The organism is Devosia sp. Root105 (assembly GCF_001424865.1).
Taxonomy (GTDB): Bacteria; Pseudomonadota; Alphaproteobacteria; order Rhizobiales; family Devosiaceae; genus Devosia_A.
In genome coordinates, this window is the sequence record NZ_LMCR01000002.1 from 60,425 (window position 1) to 77,962 (window position 17,538).

A 17,538-nucleotide genomic window follows, 5' to 3' on the forward strand; every position below is an offset into this window, starting at 1 on the left:
TGGATCAAACAGACCGCCGCTTTCAACCCAAAAGGCAATCCCAATGACAACCCACGTTTCCGACGCCAATTTTGGCGAGGAAGTCCTGTCCTCGAAAGAGCCCGTGCTCGTAGATTTCTGGGCCGAGTGGTGTGGCCCGTGTCGCGCCATCTCGCCGGTTCTGGAAGAGCTCTCGGCTGAGCTGCAGGGCAAGGTGAAGATCGTCAAGCTGAACGTCGACGACAACCCGAACACCACCGTCAAGTACGGCGTCCGTTCGATCCCGACGATGATCCTGTTCAAAGGCGGCGAAGCCGCCGACATGAAGATCGGCGCCGGCACCCCGAAGGCCGGCCTCGCGAAGTGGCTCGAGAGCCACGCTGCCTAAGGGCGCGTCACTCGCTGCTTCCAATAAGAAAACGCCGCTGGCACCCGCCGGCGGCGTTTCTCTTTCCCGCTTACGGCGTGGAAAGCCATGCCTTTCTTTCTCGCCCGACTCCCTGTAGCTTCCATCGCCAATCGACGATGGAGACGATTATGGGTACGCGCGTCAACGACCAGAACTTCGAAGCTGAAGTGCTGAACTCAAGTAAGCCCGTACTGGTCGATTTCTGGGCCGAATGGTGCCCGCCCTGCAAGGCGATGGACCCGATCCTCGACGACCTCTCGACCGAGCTCGCCGCCAAGGTGAAGATCGTCAAGCTCGACGTCGATGCCAACCCTTCGACCGTGGTGAAGTACAATGTGCGCGCCATGCCGACGCTGATCGTCTTCAAGGATGGTGAGCCGGTGGATTTCAAGGTCGGCGCCGGCCAGTCGCGCGTGCAGCTGATCAAGTGGCTGGATCAGTTCGCCGCATAATTTCACGCGCGATTTTCCGGTGCGATCGGGCATAGTCACCGCCCCGCACCGGAGGACTGCATGAATTTCGACCACCTCGCCAAAGCCCCGTTCAATCTCGATGCCGAGGCGCTTGCCTGGGTGCGGGAGCGCTTTGCCGCGCTGACATCGGACGACAAGCTGCGCCAGCTGTTCACGCTATTGTCGCGCGGCATGGACGCCGATGAGATTGCCCGGATCCGGGCCTTCCGGCCGGGCGGCATCACCCGCCATGCCGGCGCAGACGTTGCGGCAGAGCGGGCGCTGTTCGCCGATCTCAACGCCGCGGCGCCAGTGCCGCTGCTGATCTCGGCCGATCTCGAAGGCAGCAGGATGTCCCTCGCGGCCGGCGCCGAGATGCCGAACCCGCTGGCGCTGGCGGCGATCGACGATGTCGAGGTCACCGCCGAAGTCAGCCGGATCATGGCCGAAGAGGCCCGGGCGATCGGCATCAACTGGAGTTTTACCCCGGTTCTCGACATCAACGCCGCGTTCCGCAGCGCCATCGTCGCAACCCGCGGTTTCGGCTCCGATGTCGCGACCGTCGAAAAGCACGCCATCACCCAGATGCGGGTGTTCCAGCAGCACGGCGTCGCCTCGGCCATCAAGCACTGGCCCGGCGAGGGTTTTGACGATCGCGACCAGCACCTCGTCACCACCATCAACCCGCTGTCGATGGAGGACTGGGAGGCCAATTTCGGGCGGCTCTATCGCGGCGCCATCGCCGCTGGTGCGCTCTCGGTGATGTCGGCGCATATCGCGCTGCCGGCCTTCGTGCGCGCGCTCGATCCCGATGCCGGCGTCGAAGCGTTCCGCCCGGCCTCGATCAGCCGGCTGCTGAACGAGGAACTGCTGCGCAACCGCCTCGGCTTCAACGGGCTGATCGTCTCCGACGCGACGCCGATGGCGGGGCTCGGCGCCTGGGGCAAGCGCAGCGACACGCTGCCCGAACTCGTCAGCGCCGGCTGCGACGTGATCCTGTTCTCCGATGACTACGAGCAGGACCTCGCCTATCTCGAAGCGGCGCTGGCGGATGGCCGGCTGAGCTGGCAGCGGGTTGACGATGCGGTGATCCGCCAGCTCGGCCTCAAGGCCGCGGTGGGCCTCCACAAGCCCGCTGGCGGGGGTTCGATCGGCACTGCCGAGAACCGGGCCTATGCCGACGCCGTGGCAAAGCGGGCGCCGACTCTGGTCAAGGACACCCAGAACCTGCTGCCGCTCGATCCCACCAAGCACAAGCGGATCCTGGTGATCTCCGGCGGCATCGTCTTCCCGTTCCTGCCGCACCCCTTGCCCTTCGCGCTGCCCGACCTGCTACGCCAGCGCGGCTTCGAGGTGACGGTGCATGACGCCGCCACCGAGGTGAGCCCGGATAAGTTCGACCTGGTGCTTTACCTGTTCGGCGACGAGACGCTGTTGACCCGCGGCCGCATCTTCCTCGACTGGCTGCGGCTGACCGGCAGCTTCGGCAAGGCGATGCAGCGCCACTGGCACGACATCCCGACCGCGATGATCTCGTTCGGCTACCCCTACATGCTCTACGACGCGCCGCGGGTGCCGACCTACATCAACGCCTACGCCACCACCGAGACGATGCAGCGGGCCGTGCTCGCGGCGCTGCTCGGCGATGTGCCCTGGAACACGAAGTCGCCGGTCGACCCGTTCTGCGGGCTGGAGGATGCTCGGTACTGAGGGGTGGTCACCTCTCCCTAAGGCAGAGCAGGACGCGCTGGCGGTGCGGCGATTGCCTTCTCCCCTTGTGGTCAGCGGACGAGGGCGAAGCCCTCGCCGCGAGGTGCCCGAAGGGCGGATGAGGGGTATCTCTCCGCGTACTCGGACGCTCCTCGCTTACGCTCGGATCGCGCTACACTTCGTTGCGCGGACCCCTCATCCGGCCTTCGGCCACCTCCGGGCGAGGGCTGCGCCCTCGTCCCGCGACCACAAGGGGAGAAGGCCACCGCCTCAACGTCAGCGCGAACTTACGTCGGCGGCGTGCCGTTCTGATGCAGCACGTGCCCGGCGAGATACAACGAGCCGGCGAACACCACGCGCGCCGCATGCCCAAGCTTGGCGGCATCGGCGAGGGCGTTGAGGATCGAGCTCGATTCCACCGCCTCGAACCCACCCTCGCGCGCCTGCTCCACAATGGTCGCGGCGGCGTGCGCGTTGGGCTCGCCCGGAATGGTCAGGGCGAACACCTGCTCGACCATCCCATTGAACGGCGCGAGGAAATCGGCGGGCTTGCGGGTGTTCATCAGCCCCATGATCAGCACCAGCGGCAGCGGCCGCCGAGCCTCGATTTCCTTGAGCGCCAGCGACAGCGCCGCGGCGCCATGGGCATTGTGCCCGCCATCGATCCAGAGTTCGGAGCCCGGCGGCAGCATCTGCAGCAGCGTGCCGTGCACCGGCTGCAGGCGCGCCGGCCACACCACCTCACGAAGCCCTCTTGCGATGTCGGCATCGCTCACCGGCAGGCCGAAATGCCGCGTCGCGGCAATCGCCAGCGCCGCGTTATCGAACTGGTGCGGACCGGCCAGCGCCGGCGGCGGCAGGTCGAGCAGGCCCTGTTCATCCTGGTAGACCAGCCGGCCATCTTCGGCGCGCCCGTCGAAATCCTCGCCGGCGATCAGCGGCGTGACGCCCAGCCGCGCTGCCTCACGTACCAATACGGCGCGGCCTTCATCGCGCTGCCGGCCGAACACCGCCTTGGCGCCGCGCTTCAGGATACCGGCCTTCTCCCAGGCGATCTTGTCGAGGCTGTTGCCGAGGAAGTTCTGATGGTCGTAGTCGACCGGGGTGATGATCGTGCCGAGCGGCCGCGCCACCACGTTGGAGGCGTCGAACCGCCCGCCCATGCCGGTTTCGAGCAGCAGGTAATCCGCCTTCACTTCCGAAAACAGCTTCAGCGCCGCCGCCGTGGTGATCTCGAAAAAGGTGATCGGCTCGCCGCCATTGGCCTGTTCGCAGAACTCCAGCGCCTGGTTGAGCTTGCGCGATGACACGAGCTTCCCGGCCAGCCGGATGCGCTCGTTGAAGCGCACCAGGTGCGGCGAGGTCATTACGTGCACCTTCTTGCCCGAGGCCTCGAGGAAGGCGCGGAGGTACGCGAGCGTCGAGCCCTTGCCGTTGGTGCCGGCGACATGGATCACCGGCGGCAGGTGATCCTGCGGGTTGCCGATCCGCTCGAGTAAACGGACCTCGCGATCGAGCTTAAGGTCGATAAGCTTCGGATGCAGCTTGAGCAGCCGCTTGAGGATAGCGTCGGTGCGGGACACAGGAACGAGATTCTCGAACAGGAGCATGGCGCGCTTTTAGCATCAGGCCCTCAGGCGGCGAAAGACCCCGCCGATACCTCCTGTCCGATCAGGTCGATGGCGCAGCGGAACCCGATCGCGGGCGAACGGTTGAGCCCGGCGCCGAGCTGCAGCAGCTTCACCGAGCGCTGTGGCGGCAGCAGGCCGCTCTCGACATACCAGTCGGACACCACCGGATGCAGCTCACAGCCACCCTTGAGGATGTGGAAGCGGGTGCGGCCGTCGCAATGCTCGCTCTCGGTGAGGTTCCAGACCAGCGGCGCGAGCCGCTCGAGCTTGCCTTGTTCGGCGGCGACCTGCCATTCGTCCTCGGTGGCGAGCCGCAGCCCGGCCCACCGGGCATAGGCCCGCGCGTCCGCCAGTTCGACATGCGTCACCGGCAGCGTTTCGGTGCCGGGCGCCGGGCGACCGTCACGCCAATGGGCAAGGAAGCGCTCGGGCCGAGCTGGCCAATAGCCCGTGGCGTCGGTGAAGGCGTAGAACTCGGCATTGGTCACCTCGGCGTGCGAGATGGCGAAGTGCAGTGCCGGCACCGGTCGGGTGAGGCTGACGATCTCGTGCAGCCGCGGCGGCAGCGGCTTCCATTCCTCGATGAACGGTGTTTCGCCATAGAGGCCGGTCTCGCGCAGCCGATAGGTGACGACGAGGTCCTGCGCCGGCGCGGTGACCGCCACCATGCCACGAGGCGTGGACGTCGCCTCGGTCTTCGGTCCGGCCAGTGGCAGCGCCATGCGGGCGGGAAAGAAGCTCGACGCGGCAAGGGGCGGTTGCGGCTCAAGTTCGCCCGAGGCACGGGCGACGGCCGCAATCCCGCCGCTCGGCAAGGCGCCGCCGATGCCGATCCGGCCATCGGGCAGGGTGGTTGCGGTCAAGGCCTTGCCGCTGACCAGGTCGACGAAGCCGGCGCCGACCTCGCCCTCCACCACCAGCCAGACGCCATCGACGGCCTCGCCGCGGTTGACCGCCGTCCACAGCGGCTGGCCCTGATGCTCCCAGCGTGAGGCATACACTTCGCCATCGCCCGGATGGTCGGCGAGCGGCACCCAGTCTTCGGAGATGAACCAGGCGGCGTGGCTGCGATAGAGCCGCCGCATGGTGCGCAGCAGGTCACGGTCGCGAGCGTTCCAGCCGACCCAGACGCCGAACACCACCTCCCACACCAGCACGCCAGTGCCGTTGAGCCAGGCGGAGTGCAGTTCGTCCAGATGATCGCGGTTCCAGCGGCGGACGTGGTGGATATCGTGCCGGCGCTCGAACCACTTGGAGCGCAACACGCCGGGGATCTTGGAGTCGGCGAACCACTGGCCCCACGACATCAACTGGTCGGCGACGCGGGCCAGCGGCACGCGGGACTCGCCTTCGACGGTGAGCGCGGGGTCGATGGCGTCGAGCGCGACGCGGAGCCTGGCGCTGCCCTCTTTGGAGCTATCGAGAAACACCCCATCGACGCCGAGCCTCGTCACCAGCGCGGTGACGCTGTCGATGGCCTCGGCCCCGGCGCCGGTCTCCCACGGATAATAGGTCAGGTACACCCGGATGCCGCGACGCTGGAATGCGGCCACCACCTCGGGCAGTTCGGGCACGTCCTCAAAATAGGCAAAGTGATTGCGCGGATCGATGCCGAGCACCGGATAGGCGTTCCACAGCATGACGCCGTCGCAGCCGCCGAACTGCTCGGTGAGTCCCTCGACATAGCGGTCGACTGTGAAGCGCCCGCTGGCATGGTCGTAGAGCCACTCGTCCCACAACCATACCATGTGCATGATGCGGGCGGCGCGGCTGGTGTCCGCATAGCGGGCGGCATCGTAGCCGATGCGTGTGCGGGCCTCGTCGCGCCAGCGGCTCAGCGCGGCACGCCAGGCGGGCCAATCCTGTGGGTCGTCCGGGGCGGCGAAGATCTTGGCTTCATCGATCGCCGACAGGTCGGCGTCGGCCTGCAGTGGTACCGCGGCAGGCAGGTCGATGGGACGAGGGACGTAGGGATTGAAACCGGGAGACGGCAAGGCGGTTCTCTGAGCCAGAGGGGAGCACGACGACCCGGCCGCCTCCCCGCTGCCGCAGAGAGGCAGGAGGTCAGGCTATTCGGCGTGCGCCGCCTCGGGCATGCCGACGAGATCGTCACCGGCATTGGCGGCGACCGGCGTCGCCAGCCGCGCCGGGGCGGTTTCGCTCAGCTCTTCGCGCTGCGGCGACTTGGTGAGGATGCCGACCAGCGAGCCGATGGTCTCGCGCAGGTTGTGCCGGTGCACCACCATGTCGATCATGCCGTGCTCGTAGAGGTATTCCGAGCGCTGGAACCCCTTGGGCAGTTTTTCGCGGATGGTTTGCTCGATGACGCGCGGCCCGGCAAATCCGATCAGCGCGCCGGGCTCGGCGAGGTGCACATCGCCCAGCATGGCGTAGGATGCGGTGACGCCGCCAGTGGTGGGGTTGGTGAATACCACGATGAACGGCAAGCCCGCTTCGCGCAGGCGCAGCACCGCCACGGTGGTGCGCGGCATCTGCATCAGCGACAGCACGCCTTCCTGCATGCGGGCGCCGCCCGAGGAGACGAACAGCACGAACGGGGTGTGCTTGCTGGCGGCGGTCTCGAGCCCGGTCACGATGGCCGAACCCGCGGCCATGCCGAGCGAGCCGCCCATGAAATCGAAATCCTGCACGCCCACCGTCACCGGCTGGCCGAACAGCTCGCCGGTGCCGACGGTGACGGCGTCTTCGGTGCCGGTTTTCAGCCGGCTTTCCTTGAGGCGGTCGGCATAGCGCTTGCTGTCGCGGAACTTCAGCGGATCATGCGGCACCGCCGGCAGCGGCACCGTGTCGTATTTGCCTTCGTCGAGGAAGGTGGCCAGCCGGTCCGAGGCCTTGATCTTCATGTGGTAGCCGGAATTCGGCACCACCCACATATTGGCTTCGAGGTCGCGGTAGAACACCATCTCGCCCGACTCCGGATCCTTGACCCAGAGATTCTCCGATCCGGTATCCTTGGGCTTGAGGAAGGAGCGGATACGGGGACGGACGACGTTGTTGATCCAGTTCATTGCCTAAGCCTGTTCGCGGTCCATGTGCGCGCCATTCGGGCGCTGCCATCGGCCTATATGGTGATTGTGGCAGATATTATCAGCTTCAGCGGGCGTGGTTAAGGGCAGGTAGGGCCCCGCGCAAGGGGGATTTGGCGAGGAGTAGCCTTGCGTATCGGCGGGAATACCGCAGCCGGCTAGGCGGCGGGGGCGCCGTCCGAGTCTTCGTCGAAGCCGTTATTGACCAGTGTGGTGATGGCGTCGAGCGCCTCGCGGGCCTGCTTGCCGGTGGCCTGGACCAGGATGGTGGAGCCCGGGCCGGCGCCCAGCATCATCAGCCCCATGATCGAATTGCCGTTCACCGCCTGGCCGTCTCGCACCACCTTGATCTCGGCCTCGAAGCACTCGGCGGTTCGTACGAAGCGGGCCGAAGCCCGCGCATGCAGGCCCTTGCGATTGACGATGGTCAATTGCTGCGCGAGTGCCCGATCCGAACCAGCTGCGGTATCCATGCCGCTAGGATGCCGGAAAACCAATTGGCCGCCAAGCGTCTCGCTGGTGGATTCCTGCCTGCTGGTCAAATGAGCCCGCACTTGCAGTCGGTGTCTACGGGCAGGCGTGACGCGCCGCAGCGGAGCTGGCAGAAGCAGATCATCGAGCTTGGGGACAGGATCATGGGAGCGCGTTTCGTAGATCTCTTGGCGTGCTTTGCGGTTTTGGCCTTGGCAAGTCTCCCCGCGGTCGCCGCGCCGACACTGCCCAACCTGTGCGAAACCGTGACCTTTGAGGGTGACGCGTTCATCGCCTGCACGGTCGATCCCGCGCTCCAGGACATCCGGCTGTTTCTGCACACGCCCGATGGCCAACCCTACGGGTCGCTCGAGAGCTTTGCCGCCGACGGCCCATCGGTGGTTTTTGCCATGAACGGCGGCATGTACCTGCCCGACCGCAGCCCGCAGGGGCTCTATGTCGAAGCCGGCGGGACGCTCGCCCCCCTCGTTACCGCAGATGGCGAGGGCAACTTCTATCTGAAGCCCAATGGCGTCTTCCTCGTCACCGCCGACCACCGGGCGCAGGTGGTGGCGACCGAGGCCTTCGTGGCCACGCCGGATCTCGCCTACGCCACCCAATCGGGCCCGATGCTGGTGATCGATGGCGCCCTCCACCCGGAGTTCTCCGACAACGGAACCTCGCGCTACGTGCGCAACGGCGTCGGTGTCCGCGCCGATGGCAAGGTGGTGTTCGCCATCTCGCTCGACGTGGTGAGCTTCGGCCGCTTCGCCCGCCTGTTCAGGGATGCCCTGTCATGCCCCGACGCCCTCTACCTCGATGGCTTCGTGTCCGGGCTCGCCGATGACGATGGCGTGGTGGTGGGCGGGGGGCATGCTGCCGGGCCGATTGTTGCGGTGCTGAAGCGGTAGAGCATTCGCCATTGGGGTTGCACAGCCCCGGTGGCGAGGCGATGAAGTGGGCAATCTCGTGGCCGATGACGCGAGTAGAACGCCTAACCGCCAAGCGTCTCGCTGGCGACGTTGATATATTTCCGGCCCGCCTCGGCGGCTTCTTTCACTGCCTGCTTGATCTCGAGGTCGGCGCGGACGCGCGCCAGCTTGACCAGCATGGGCAGGTTCACCCCGGCGATCACTTCGACCTCGCGCTGCTGCATGATCGAGATGGCGAGGTTGGACGGCGTGCCGCCGAACATGTCGGTGAGGATCACCACGCCCTGGCCCTGGTCGGCGGCGTCGACGCATTTGAGGATGTCGTTGCGACGCTCCTCCATGTCGTCATCGGGGCCGATGGCGACGGTCTCCACCATCTCCTGCGGACCAACCACATGTTCGAGGGCGGATTTGAATTCTACGGCGAGCGCCCCGTGCGTCACCAGAACCATGCCGATCATGCAGTATCCCCAAAGTCTCGCAGGTTCCGGCCGGGCAACAGGCTTCCCAGAGGAGCCGGGAGTCTTGCCCTTGGGCGGCCCTGATTCAAGTGGTTTTTTGTCGCGCCACCGGAGGCGGGGCGTTGACGGCGGCGATCGCCTCGCGGATCAGCAGCAACTGGTGCCGCGCGTCGATCACTCCCGCCCGCGGAACCGGGCAGCGGGGCAGGGTGACACCGCCGAGTTCAGTGACCAATGCATCCTCTTCGAGCATGCGCTCCAGCGTCTCGACCAGGTCGATGACCAGATGCAGCCGCGCCTCGGCGGCGAACGGCCGCCTGACGATGCCGCGGCCGCGCAGCTCGATCAGCCCCTCGATAATCGGCGCCGGCCGCATGCTGACCTCGCCGTTGCCGGCAACGATCACCACCCGGTCGTCCGAGACCAGCAGCGCTGGTAAGCCGCGCGCTTCCCATTGCTCGAGCAGGTCGAGCGCCAGCAGCGATTTGCCGGAGCCCGATGGGCCACGGAGGATCAGGCCGGTGCCGCCGAGCACCAGCCCGGTGGCATGGATGTTGAGGCTGTCGCTCACCGGCGCTTCTCGGCCGCCGCCCGCTTCAGCTTGACGGTGAACAGCGCGCCGCTGCGGTCGGACCGGTTCTCGGCGGTGATGCTGCCGCCATGCGCCTCGACGATCTGCTTACTGATGGCGAGGCCAAGCCCCGAATGGTCGCCGAAATGCTCGCCATCGGGCCGGTCGGTGTAGAAGCGCTGGAAGATCCGGCTGATGTCGCCGCGGATGCCCGGGCCTTCATCCGTCACCGTGATGGTGATGGTGTCCTCGCTGGTGCGGACCACCACCAGCACCTTGCCGCCCTCGGGCGAGAACGACACGGCATTGTCGATCAGGTTGTTGATCACCTGTGCCAGCCGGCTGTCATGGCCCAGCGCGATCGGCACATAGCGGCTGACATGCTTTTCCAGCACCACATCGACCTTGCGGTTGGCCGCCACGTCCTTCTGGATGGAGACCATGGCGTCGGCCAGTTGCGCGATATCGACCCGCTCGGCGCTCTGCCGCGCCAGTTCGGCATCGAGCCGGCTGGCATTGGAGATATCGGAGATCAAGCGGTCGAGCCGGCGCACATCGTGCTGGATGATGGCGTTGAGGCGCTCGCGATCCTCGGCGCGTTTGGCGCGCGGCAGCGTTTCGACCGCCGAGCGCAGCGAAGTCAGCGGGTTCTTCAGCTCATGCGCCACGTCGGCGGCAAACCGCTCGATCGCCTCGATGCGGTTGTAGAGCGCCGAGGTCATCGAGCGCAGCGCTTTGCTGAGGTGGCCCACCTCGTCGGTACGGTCGGAAAAATCCGGAATTTCGGTGCGGCTGTTGACCGTCGAATGCACCCGCTCGGCAGCGCCGGCGAGACGGCGCAGCGGCCCGGCAATGGTGCCGGCGAGCAGCAGCGACAGGATCACCGTCACCGTGGCCGCGACCAGCGCAATCCGCAGAATGCCCCAGCGCTCGGCGCTGGCGATCTGGTCGATATCGCCCGGCTGGGTGGAGAGCAGCAGCACGCCGACATTGGCGCGCACCCGCTGGATCGGCACCGCCACCGACACCACCAGCTGTCGCTTGGGGTCGATGCGGACGATCGCCGTCGGGGCGCCGCCCAGCGCCGCCGCCACTTCCGGATAACGGGTGCCTTCGTCCGCGCCGAACTCCTGATATTGCGGATAATCGTCGCCCGGCAGCCAGTCGACAAAGGCGTTCCACCAGTCGCTGAGGAAGAAGCTGCCATTGTCCTGCGGCTTGGTGATCTGCCGCAGCACCTCGCCGCGCGCATAGAGGTTGGCGCTGTCGAGGATGAGGAGGCCCTGCTGGTCGTAGATGCGGGCTCGGGTGCGGGTCGGGGTCACGAGGTTGCGCAACAGCGGCGCCACGCGCTCGGGATTAACCGGGAATTCGAGGCTCGGATCAAAGAAGCTGAGCGGCGAGACCACCTCGCTGCCCTGCAGCTCGATCAGCCGGTCGGGGTTCACGGTGATGACGTCGCTGTCCACCGTGGCGTCGCCGGCAATCGCCGCGGCGATGATTTCACCCTGGACGCGGAGGCTCTGCACCCGCGCTTCGATCAGCCCGGTGCGCCACTGGTTGAGGAACAGGATGCCGATCACCAATACGGCGAGGCCGGCAAGGTTGAGGACGATGATACGGCGCGCCAGGCTCGAGAAGATCGTCAGCGCCAGCGCGCGCTGGATCTGCTTGATCGCCGCGAGCACGACGGTGCCGACAGCTCCGGCGATCCGGTTGAGCTTCGGCATGATGCCGACCTCCGCGGATGCGGGCTTGGAACCCGGCAGCTCCTCTTCGGTGACGGCCAATTGTCCTCTTACTGCTCCTTGAAGCGGTAACCTACGCCGTAGAGGGTTTCGATCATCTCGAAATCGTCGTCAACGGCTTTGAACTTCTTCCTCAGCCGCTTGATGTGGCTGTCGATGGTGCGATCATCGACATAGACCTGGTCGTCATAGGCCGCGTCCATCAGCGCATTGCGCGATTTCACCACGCCGGGGCGCAGCGCCAGGGCCTGGAGGATCAGGAACTCGGTGACGGTCAGCGTCACCCGCTGGCCCTTCCAGGTGCAGGTGTGGCGCTCTTCGTCCATCACCAGCGAACCACGCTCGATCAGCGCCTTGCTCGGCGCGGCCTCGGCGCCCGGATTTGCCCCGGCAGCGGCGGGGTCGCGCGGCGCGGCGCGGCGCAGCACCGATTTCACCCGCTCGACCAGGAGGCGCTGGCTGAACGGCTTGGTGATGAAATCGTCGGCGCCCATCTTGAGCCCGAACAGTTCGTCGATTTCCTCGTCCTTACTGGTGAGGAAGATCACCGGCACGTCGGATTTCTGGCGCAGCCGGCGTAAGAGTTCCATACCGTCCATGCGGGGCATCTTGATATCGAGGATGGCGAGGTCCGGCCGGTCGGCGGTCAGACCTTCCAGGCCCGAAGCCCCATCGGTATAGGTGGCGACCTGATAGCCCTCGGCTTCGAGCGTCAGTGACACCGAAGTCAGAATATTACGGTCGTCGTCCACCAGTGCGATCTTGGGCATTGAGCTCCCTTTCATCCAACTCTCGCTGCGCGATTCAGCATCGCGCCTCGAATTGTGGCGAGCATTGACTGCCACAATTGCGCATAAATAAGGCGCGTCGCCAATGATTGCCAGCATGCCGCACTCAACCGAAGTCGCAGGACTTCCGTCTTAAGCCGGATTTCCCGATGGGCGAGGGGCCCTATACGGCCGTAACTCATGGTCATTCCAGACCGAGGGTAACGGCCATGGCGCAGCGTATCGACGACAAGATTCACCTGGAGCTCGCAACGCGGATCGGGGCTTTGGCTCATGTCCGTTGGGACGAGTTGCCCCCCACGCTGGTGGAAACCGCGCTCGCCGAGGGCGAGGGGCGGCTGGCGGCCGGCGGGGCGCTGGCAGTCACCACCGGGGTGTTCACCGGCCGCTCGGTGAAGGACAAGTTCATCGTCCGCGATGCCATGACCGAGCATCAGGTCTGGTGGGACAACAACCAGCCGATGGCGCCTGAGCAGTTCGAAACGCTGCTCGCCGACATGGTGGCGGCCACTGCCGAGCGGACGCTGCACGGCCAGCACCTCCTCGCTGGCGCCGACGAACGGCAGCAGTTGCGGGTCAGCGTCATCACCGAGACCGCCTGGCACGCGCTGTTCATCCGTAACCTGTTGATCCGACCGGAAAGCGTCGGCGGCGCCACCGACGTCACCATCCTCCACCTCCCGAGCTTCACCGTCGATCCGGCCCGCCATGGCAGCCGCAGCGGCACGGTGATCGCCTTGGATATGGCGCGAAAGCTGGTGCTGATCGCCGGCACCGCCTATGCCGGCGAGATCAAGAAATCGGTGTTCTCGCTGTTCAACTTCCATGCCCCGTTCGCCGGCACCATGCCGATGCACTGCTCGGCCAATATCGGCGGCGATGGCGATGTGGCTTTGTTCTTCGGCCTCTCGGGTACCGGCAAGACCACGCTGTCGAACGATCCCGAGCGCCTGCTGATCGGCGACGACGAGCATGGCTGGACCGCCGATGGCGTGTTCAACCTCGAGGGTGGCTGCTACGCCAAGACGGTGAAGCTCAGCGCGACGGCCGAGCCGCAGATCCATGCGGCGACGCAACGCTTCGGCACCGTGCTCGAGAACCTGAAGCTCGATGACAACCTGGTGCCGCTCTACGACGACATCTCGCTCACCGAGAACACCCGCGCCGCCTACCCGCTGGAAACCCTGCCGGCGGTGGCGCCGGGCGGTGTCGGCGGCAAGCCCCGCACCGTGGTGTTCCTCACCGCCGACGCATTCGGCGTCTTGCCGCCGATTTCGAAGCTCACCCCCGAGCAGGCGGTGTTCCATTTCCTCTCGGGTTACACTGCCAAGGTGGCCGGCACCGAGCGCGGCGTCACCGAGCCGGTCGCTACCTTCTCGGCCTGCTTCGGCGCGCCGTTCATGCCGCTCCATCCCACCGTCTATGGCCGCCTGCTCGAGCAGCGGCTGGAAGCCTCGGGCGCCCGCATCTACCTGCTCAACACCGGCTGGACCGGCGGTGGCTACGGCGTCGGCAAGCGCATCGACATCGCCACCACCCGCCGGCTGCTCGACGCGGCGCTCGCGGGCGAGCTCGAACGGGCCGAACTGCGCACCGAGCCGCTGTTCGGCATGCAGGTGCCGCTCCGCGTCGAAGGCGTCACGCCCCGCGCGCTCGACCCCCGCGCCAACTGGGCCGACGTCGCGGCGTACGATGCGGCAGCGGCCAAGCTGCAGGACCTGTTCGCGACGAACTACCGGAAGTTCGAGCCGGTGTCGGTCGCGGCGGAGTAGGCGGCACGGATCGCTGGTTGTGACAGTCCCCGCGCGAGCGGGGATTGTTGTTTGGTGGTAGATATTCTCCACCCAGCCACCCACCTCACCCCACCCATCGGCCGTCATCCCGGCGAAAGCCGGGACCCACTGCTCGGACGGCTGCTTCAGCACGAACCGAGCCGGTCCATCACGGCAAGGTCGGAGAGTTCGTGTTTGTGGAGTGGCCAGTGCACTGGGTCCCGACTTTCGTCGGGATGACGGCTGGTGGGTGGGTGAGGCTGAGCTATGGACGGGGACAAGCCACCCCCCAAATGAAAAAGGCCCCGTTCAGGGCCCATTCATCCGGTGACTGTTAGGTCTCAGTTCGTCGAGTAGAAGACGTGCGAGCCGATGGCGGCGACGCGGTTGAAGGTGTGGGACCATTTCGGCGCCACAGCCGTCGTGTGGTAGAACAATACCGAGGCCGGCACCACGCCTGGGCGCTCGCCGCGCTGGAATTCGTAGAACGCGTCTTCGGCCAGCTTGATCGACCGGTTCCAGGCCGAACGCTCGCGACCCAAGTCAGAACGACCGTCGCACGCGAAGGTGAACTGGCACTTGTAGCGGCCCTTGTCGGCGTTCTGGAACACCACGCCGCAAATGGTCGAGGGATACTTCTTGCTCATCGCCCGGTTGATGATGACGTTGGCGACGGCCAACTGGCCCTCACGGCTTTCGCCGCGGGCTTCGTGGTAGATCGCCTGGGCGAGGCAGAGCCGTTCGCCGTCGGCCAGCTTCACCCGTTTGGTGGTCGGCACGAAATCGGCCTTGGCATAGCTGGAGAGCACGGCTGAGGTGAGCGCCGGCTTGTCGGAGATATCGACGCTCTCGATCGCGTCGAGCGCCTGGTTCTGCCGCTTGGCGATATAGCCCATCAGCATGGCTTCGGTCAGTTCCGCCTTCGGGGCCGGAACATCAAAGCCTTCAAAATTGTCGAGTTGCTTGCGGCGCTCCACATAGGCCTGCAGCACCTCATTGGTCAGCTGCGGCTGCGCACTGGTCTGGAACTGCTCGCGCTTCAGCGCCACCGTCTGGGTGATGGCGGCGGGAACCACCGTCTCGTCGACGAGTTCTTCAGCGGACGACGGAGCAAAGGTCACCAGCAGCACCAGTGCTGCTGCGGCGAACGCCAATGCATGCGTGAAAACACGCATCGCTGGTGCGATCGACCCTGCTCGCAATCCGCCTACCTTCCCCCGATGCCGCCCCCGAGGCAGCCCCAGTTGTCTAGTTACCCTTGCCCGGAACGTAGCCGAGCTTGGGTGACGATGGAACCCAGAATTTACAGTTACTTAACCATGAATGTTAGGTTGCTAATTTGAGGTTAACGGCTCTCCCTCCGGGGTGAAAGCCCTGATTTTACTGAGTTTTGGAGGTGGGTAAGGGGGTGTTGCGGCAATCGATAAAAGTTAATCGATCCGAATCGTTGCGCGAACGACACAGTTTCCACGCCCCTTGCGAGGGCGTGAATTAACCTGGCGATTCCAGCTGGACTTGGGGGCCGGTCAGCCCTGGGCGAACGCCGCAGTCCTCAGATCATGGAGACTGTGCATCACCGCGACGCAGAGCGCGCTGATCTCGTCCGAGGGGGCCACGATGTCGGGCACCATGATGGTCTGCAGCCCCGCCGCATGCGCGGCGCGCACCCCGGTATGCGAGTCTTCCACCGCAATGCAGAGGCCAGGATCGATCCCCAGCCGCTTTGCCGCCATCAGGTAGGGCTCGGGATGCGGCTTGGGGTTGACGACGTCATCGCGCGTCACCACCGTCTCGAACATCGACAGGATCCCGGCGCCGCCAAGGTGGCCCAGCGCGTGCGGGGCCCGCGACGAGGTGGCAACCGCCGCCGGGATGCGACGCGCCTTGAGTTCGGCGAGCAGCTCGTGCACGCCGGTCTTCACCGGCACCACTTCGCTCATCTTGGCTTTCATCAGCACCCGGCACTTCTCGTCGAAGATCGTGTAGGGGAAGCTGACCCCATAGGCCTCGACCAGCAGCCGGTTGGTGGTCTCGTGGCTGGATCCGACCATGGCGTGGTGCACCGTCTCGGTCATCTCGAAGCCGAGCTCACCGCTCACATCCCACACGATCTGCTTGAACACCATCTCGGTATCGAGCAGCGTGCCATCCATATCGAAGACAATGGCGGAGAACGGGCGGAGCGGAGCGGTCGGAACGGTCGGGGACATATCGGGGGATATAGGCAGATTTCACTCCCGCCGCTACCCTTGGCTTCAACCACCGGCGACGACCTGCTATGAGCCCAGCGATGACCGTGTTCGATCCCTATAAGGTGCTTGAAGTCAGCAAGGCCGCCCGCCCCGCCGACATCAAGCAGGCTTACCGCCGCAAGGTGCAGCTCGCTCACCCCGATCGGGGCGGCGACCCCGAGCACTTTGTCGTCGTGGTCCGCGCCTTTGGCCTCCTCTCCGATCCCGACTCGCGCCGGCTGTTCGACGAGACCGGCATCATCGACGACGAGGCGGTGACCAGCTATCGCCGCGAGGTGGCGGCGATCCTCGCCGACATGTTCGATGCGGCGGTCGAAACCGCCATCGCCACCCGGCTGAAGCTCGAGAATGTCGATTTCATCGCCCAGATGTCGGCCGCCGTGCAGACCGGCCTCGCCGATGCCCGGCTCTCGATGGCCCGCACCGACACCGAGATCGGCGCCCTGCAGACGCTGCGCGCCCGCATCCGCCGCACCGACGAAGACCGCAACATCTTCGCCGAACGCCTCGACGCCCAGGTCGCCGCCAAGGCCGAGCAGCACCGCACCATCAAGCGCCGCGTCGCCATGCTGGAAACGGCGCTGGCCGAGCTGGGCAATTACGAGAGCGAGATCGAGCTGATCGCGGCGCTGGAAGCTGAGGGGTAGGGGCTTTGCGCCCCGTGGCGGCCCCGATCTAGCTACCCCACCGGCTGTCATTCCTGCCAAAAGCAGGGACCCAACTCACCGCCCGCACCAGCTGATAGATGGGTCCCAGCTTTCGCTGGGATGACACCGAGTACGGGCCGGGCGCGCTGGGCTATCCGATCAGCCCCACCGTCACCGCATCCTCCACCCCGTCATAATATCGCTCCAGCACCCGCCGGAACGGCGCTGCATCTTCCGCCGCATGTGCGAACAGCGTCATCGACGATCTGAGCTTCACATCGTCCGGCGAACCGAAAATCTCATGCGCCGTCTTCCCGGCAACACCGCCGACAATCCCCGCACACTCGACCAGCCGCGCCCCTACTACCGGATGCGCCAGATACGCCCGCGCCTCCTTGAGATCGGCAATGCCGAAGCGCAAAGCCGTGGCGCTGCGGCCGAGCGCCTTGAGCTGCGGGAAGATGAACCACATCCAGTGCGTCTGTTTCCGCCCGGCGCGGAGCTCGGCCAGCACCTGGGCGTAAACCGGCTCCTGCGCCGTGACGAAATGCTCGAACATGCCTCGAGCCTAGCACGCGCCAAACTCCCGCGGATTGGAACTCCCGAACCCCGCGCGAAGTTTTTTCATCACCCATGTCGATTCCCGATTTCGCCGCTCGTCGTGAAGT

General features: G+C 65.8%; 17 protein-coding genes. 6 read left to right on the plus strand and 11 right to left on the minus strand.

Annotated elements, in window-relative coordinates; all coding sequences use genetic code 11:
• Positions 1-43: 43 nt before the first annotated feature.
• The 3 genes from trxA (ASC68_RS05720) to ASC68_RS05730 all read left to right on the plus strand — a co-directional run bounded on the left by trxA (ASC68_RS05720) (position 44) and on the right by ASC68_RS05730 (position 2,550).
• Positions 44-367: a thioredoxin gene (gene trxA, locus ASC68_RS05720; protein WP_055876218.1), complete on the plus strand. Its 324-nt coding sequence runs from the start codon at positions 44-46 to the stop codon at positions 365-367.
• Positions 368-516: 149 nt separating this feature from the next.
• Positions 517-840, plus strand: a complete 324-nt coding sequence (trxA, locus tag ASC68_RS05725; RefSeq protein WP_055047561.1) for a thioredoxin — start codon at positions 517-519, stop codon at positions 838-840.
• A 60-nt stretch (positions 841-900) separates the two neighbouring features.
• Positions 901-2,550, plus strand: coding sequence for a glycoside hydrolase family 3 N-terminal domain-containing protein (locus tag ASC68_RS05730; protein ID WP_055876221.1), 1,650 nt, complete (start codon positions 901-903; stop codon positions 2,548-2,550).
• Between the two features lie 287 nt (positions 2,551-2,837).
• Here the strand turns inward: ASC68_RS05730 and ASC68_RS05735 are convergent, their stop codons facing one another.
• The 4 genes from ASC68_RS05735 to ASC68_RS05750 all read right to left on the minus strand — a co-directional run bounded on the left by ASC68_RS05735 (position 2,838) and on the right by ASC68_RS05750 (position 7,701).
• Complete coding sequence (locus ASC68_RS05735; protein WP_055876224.1) at positions 2,838-4,160, minus strand: folylpolyglutamate synthase/dihydrofolate synthase family protein; 1,323 nt, start codon at positions 4,158-4,160, stop codon at positions 2,838-2,840.
• 23 nt (positions 4,161-4,183) lie between these two features.
• Positions 4,184-6,175 carry an SUMF1/EgtB/PvdO family nonheme iron enzyme gene (locus ASC68_RS05740; protein ID WP_055876227.1) on the minus strand — a complete coding sequence of 664 codons (1,992 nt, stop codon included), beginning with the start codon at positions 6,173-6,175 and terminating at the stop codon, positions 4,184-4,186.
• 75 nt (positions 6,176-6,250) lie between these two features.
• Positions 6,251-7,210, minus strand: a complete 960-nt coding sequence (gene accD, locus ASC68_RS05745; protein ID WP_055876230.1) for an acetyl-CoA carboxylase, carboxyltransferase subunit beta — start codon at positions 7,208-7,210, stop codon at positions 6,251-6,253.
• 176 nt (positions 7,211-7,386) lie between these two features.
• Positions 7,387-7,701, minus strand: a complete 315-nt coding sequence (locus tag ASC68_RS05750; RefSeq protein ID WP_055876232.1) for an HPr family phosphocarrier protein — start codon at positions 7,699-7,701, stop codon at positions 7,387-7,389.
• Between the two features lie 210 nt (positions 7,702-7,911).
• Between ASC68_RS05750 and ASC68_RS05755 the strand changes: the two genes are divergently transcribed.
• Positions 7,912-8,610 (plus strand): phosphodiester glycosidase family protein, encoded by a 699-nt coding sequence (locus ASC68_RS05755; protein ID WP_248310495.1) that lies wholly within the window; start codon positions 7,912-7,914, stop codon positions 8,608-8,610.
• Positions 8,611-8,693: 83 nt separating this feature from the next.
• Here the strand turns inward: ASC68_RS05755 and ASC68_RS05760 are convergent, their stop codons facing one another.
• From ASC68_RS05760 to ASC68_RS05775, 4 genes are all read right to left on the minus strand, one after another.
• Entirely contained in the window at positions 8,694-9,092 is a 399-nt protein-coding gene (locus tag ASC68_RS05760) for a PTS sugar transporter subunit IIA (protein ID WP_055876237.1), read from the minus strand.
• Between the two features lie 85 nt (positions 9,093-9,177).
• Positions 9,178-9,663, minus strand: coding sequence for an HPr kinase/phosphatase C-terminal domain-containing protein (locus ASC68_RS05765; protein WP_055876240.1), 486 nt, complete (start codon positions 9,661-9,663; stop codon positions 9,178-9,180).
• Positions 9,660-11,393, minus strand: a complete 1,734-nt coding sequence (locus tag ASC68_RS05770; RefSeq protein WP_082527950.1) for a sensor histidine kinase — start codon at positions 11,391-11,393, stop codon at positions 9,660-9,662. Before ASC68_RS05770 ends, ASC68_RS05765 begins: the two co-directional genes overlap by 4 nt.
• A gap of 68 nt (positions 11,394-11,461) precedes the next feature.
• Positions 11,462-12,181 carry a response regulator transcription factor gene (locus tag ASC68_RS05775; RefSeq protein ID WP_055876245.1) on the minus strand — a complete coding sequence of 240 codons (720 nt, stop codon included), beginning with the start codon at positions 12,179-12,181 and terminating at the stop codon, positions 11,462-11,464.
• A 227-nt stretch (positions 12,182-12,408) separates the two neighbouring features.
• Between ASC68_RS05775 and pckA the strand changes: the two genes are divergently transcribed.
• Positions 12,409-13,971 (plus strand): phosphoenolpyruvate carboxykinase (ATP), encoded by a 1,563-nt coding sequence (gene pckA, locus ASC68_RS05780; RefSeq protein WP_055876249.1) that lies wholly within the window; start codon positions 12,409-12,411, stop codon positions 13,969-13,971.
• A gap of 341 nt (positions 13,972-14,312) precedes the next feature.
• Here the strand turns inward: pckA and ASC68_RS05785 are convergent, their stop codons facing one another.
• Both ASC68_RS05785 and ASC68_RS05790 read right to left on the minus strand, forming a co-directional pair.
• Complete coding sequence (locus ASC68_RS05785) at positions 14,313-15,146, minus strand: cell wall hydrolase (RefSeq protein WP_055876251.1); 834 nt, start codon at positions 15,144-15,146, stop codon at positions 14,313-14,315.
• Positions 15,147-15,497: 351 nt separating this feature from the next.
• On the minus strand, positions 15,498-16,181 hold the full coding sequence (locus ASC68_RS05790) for an HAD family phosphatase (RefSeq protein ID WP_055876254.1): 684 nt from the start codon (positions 16,179-16,181) through the stop codon (positions 15,498-15,500).
• 80 nt (positions 16,182-16,261) lie between these two features.
• Between ASC68_RS05790 and ASC68_RS05795 the strand changes: the two genes are divergently transcribed.
• On the plus strand, positions 16,262-16,870 hold the full coding sequence (locus ASC68_RS05795; RefSeq protein WP_055876256.1) for a J domain-containing protein: 609 nt from the start codon (positions 16,262-16,264) through the stop codon (positions 16,868-16,870).
• 151 nt (positions 16,871-17,021) lie between these two features.
• Here ASC68_RS05795 and ASC68_RS05800 read toward each other — a convergent pair whose 3' ends face one another.
• Positions 17,022-17,429 (minus strand): DUF1810 domain-containing protein, encoded by a 408-nt coding sequence (locus tag ASC68_RS05800; RefSeq protein WP_055876258.1) that lies wholly within the window; start codon positions 17,427-17,429, stop codon positions 17,022-17,024.
• Positions 17,430-17,538 lie beyond the last annotated feature (109 nt).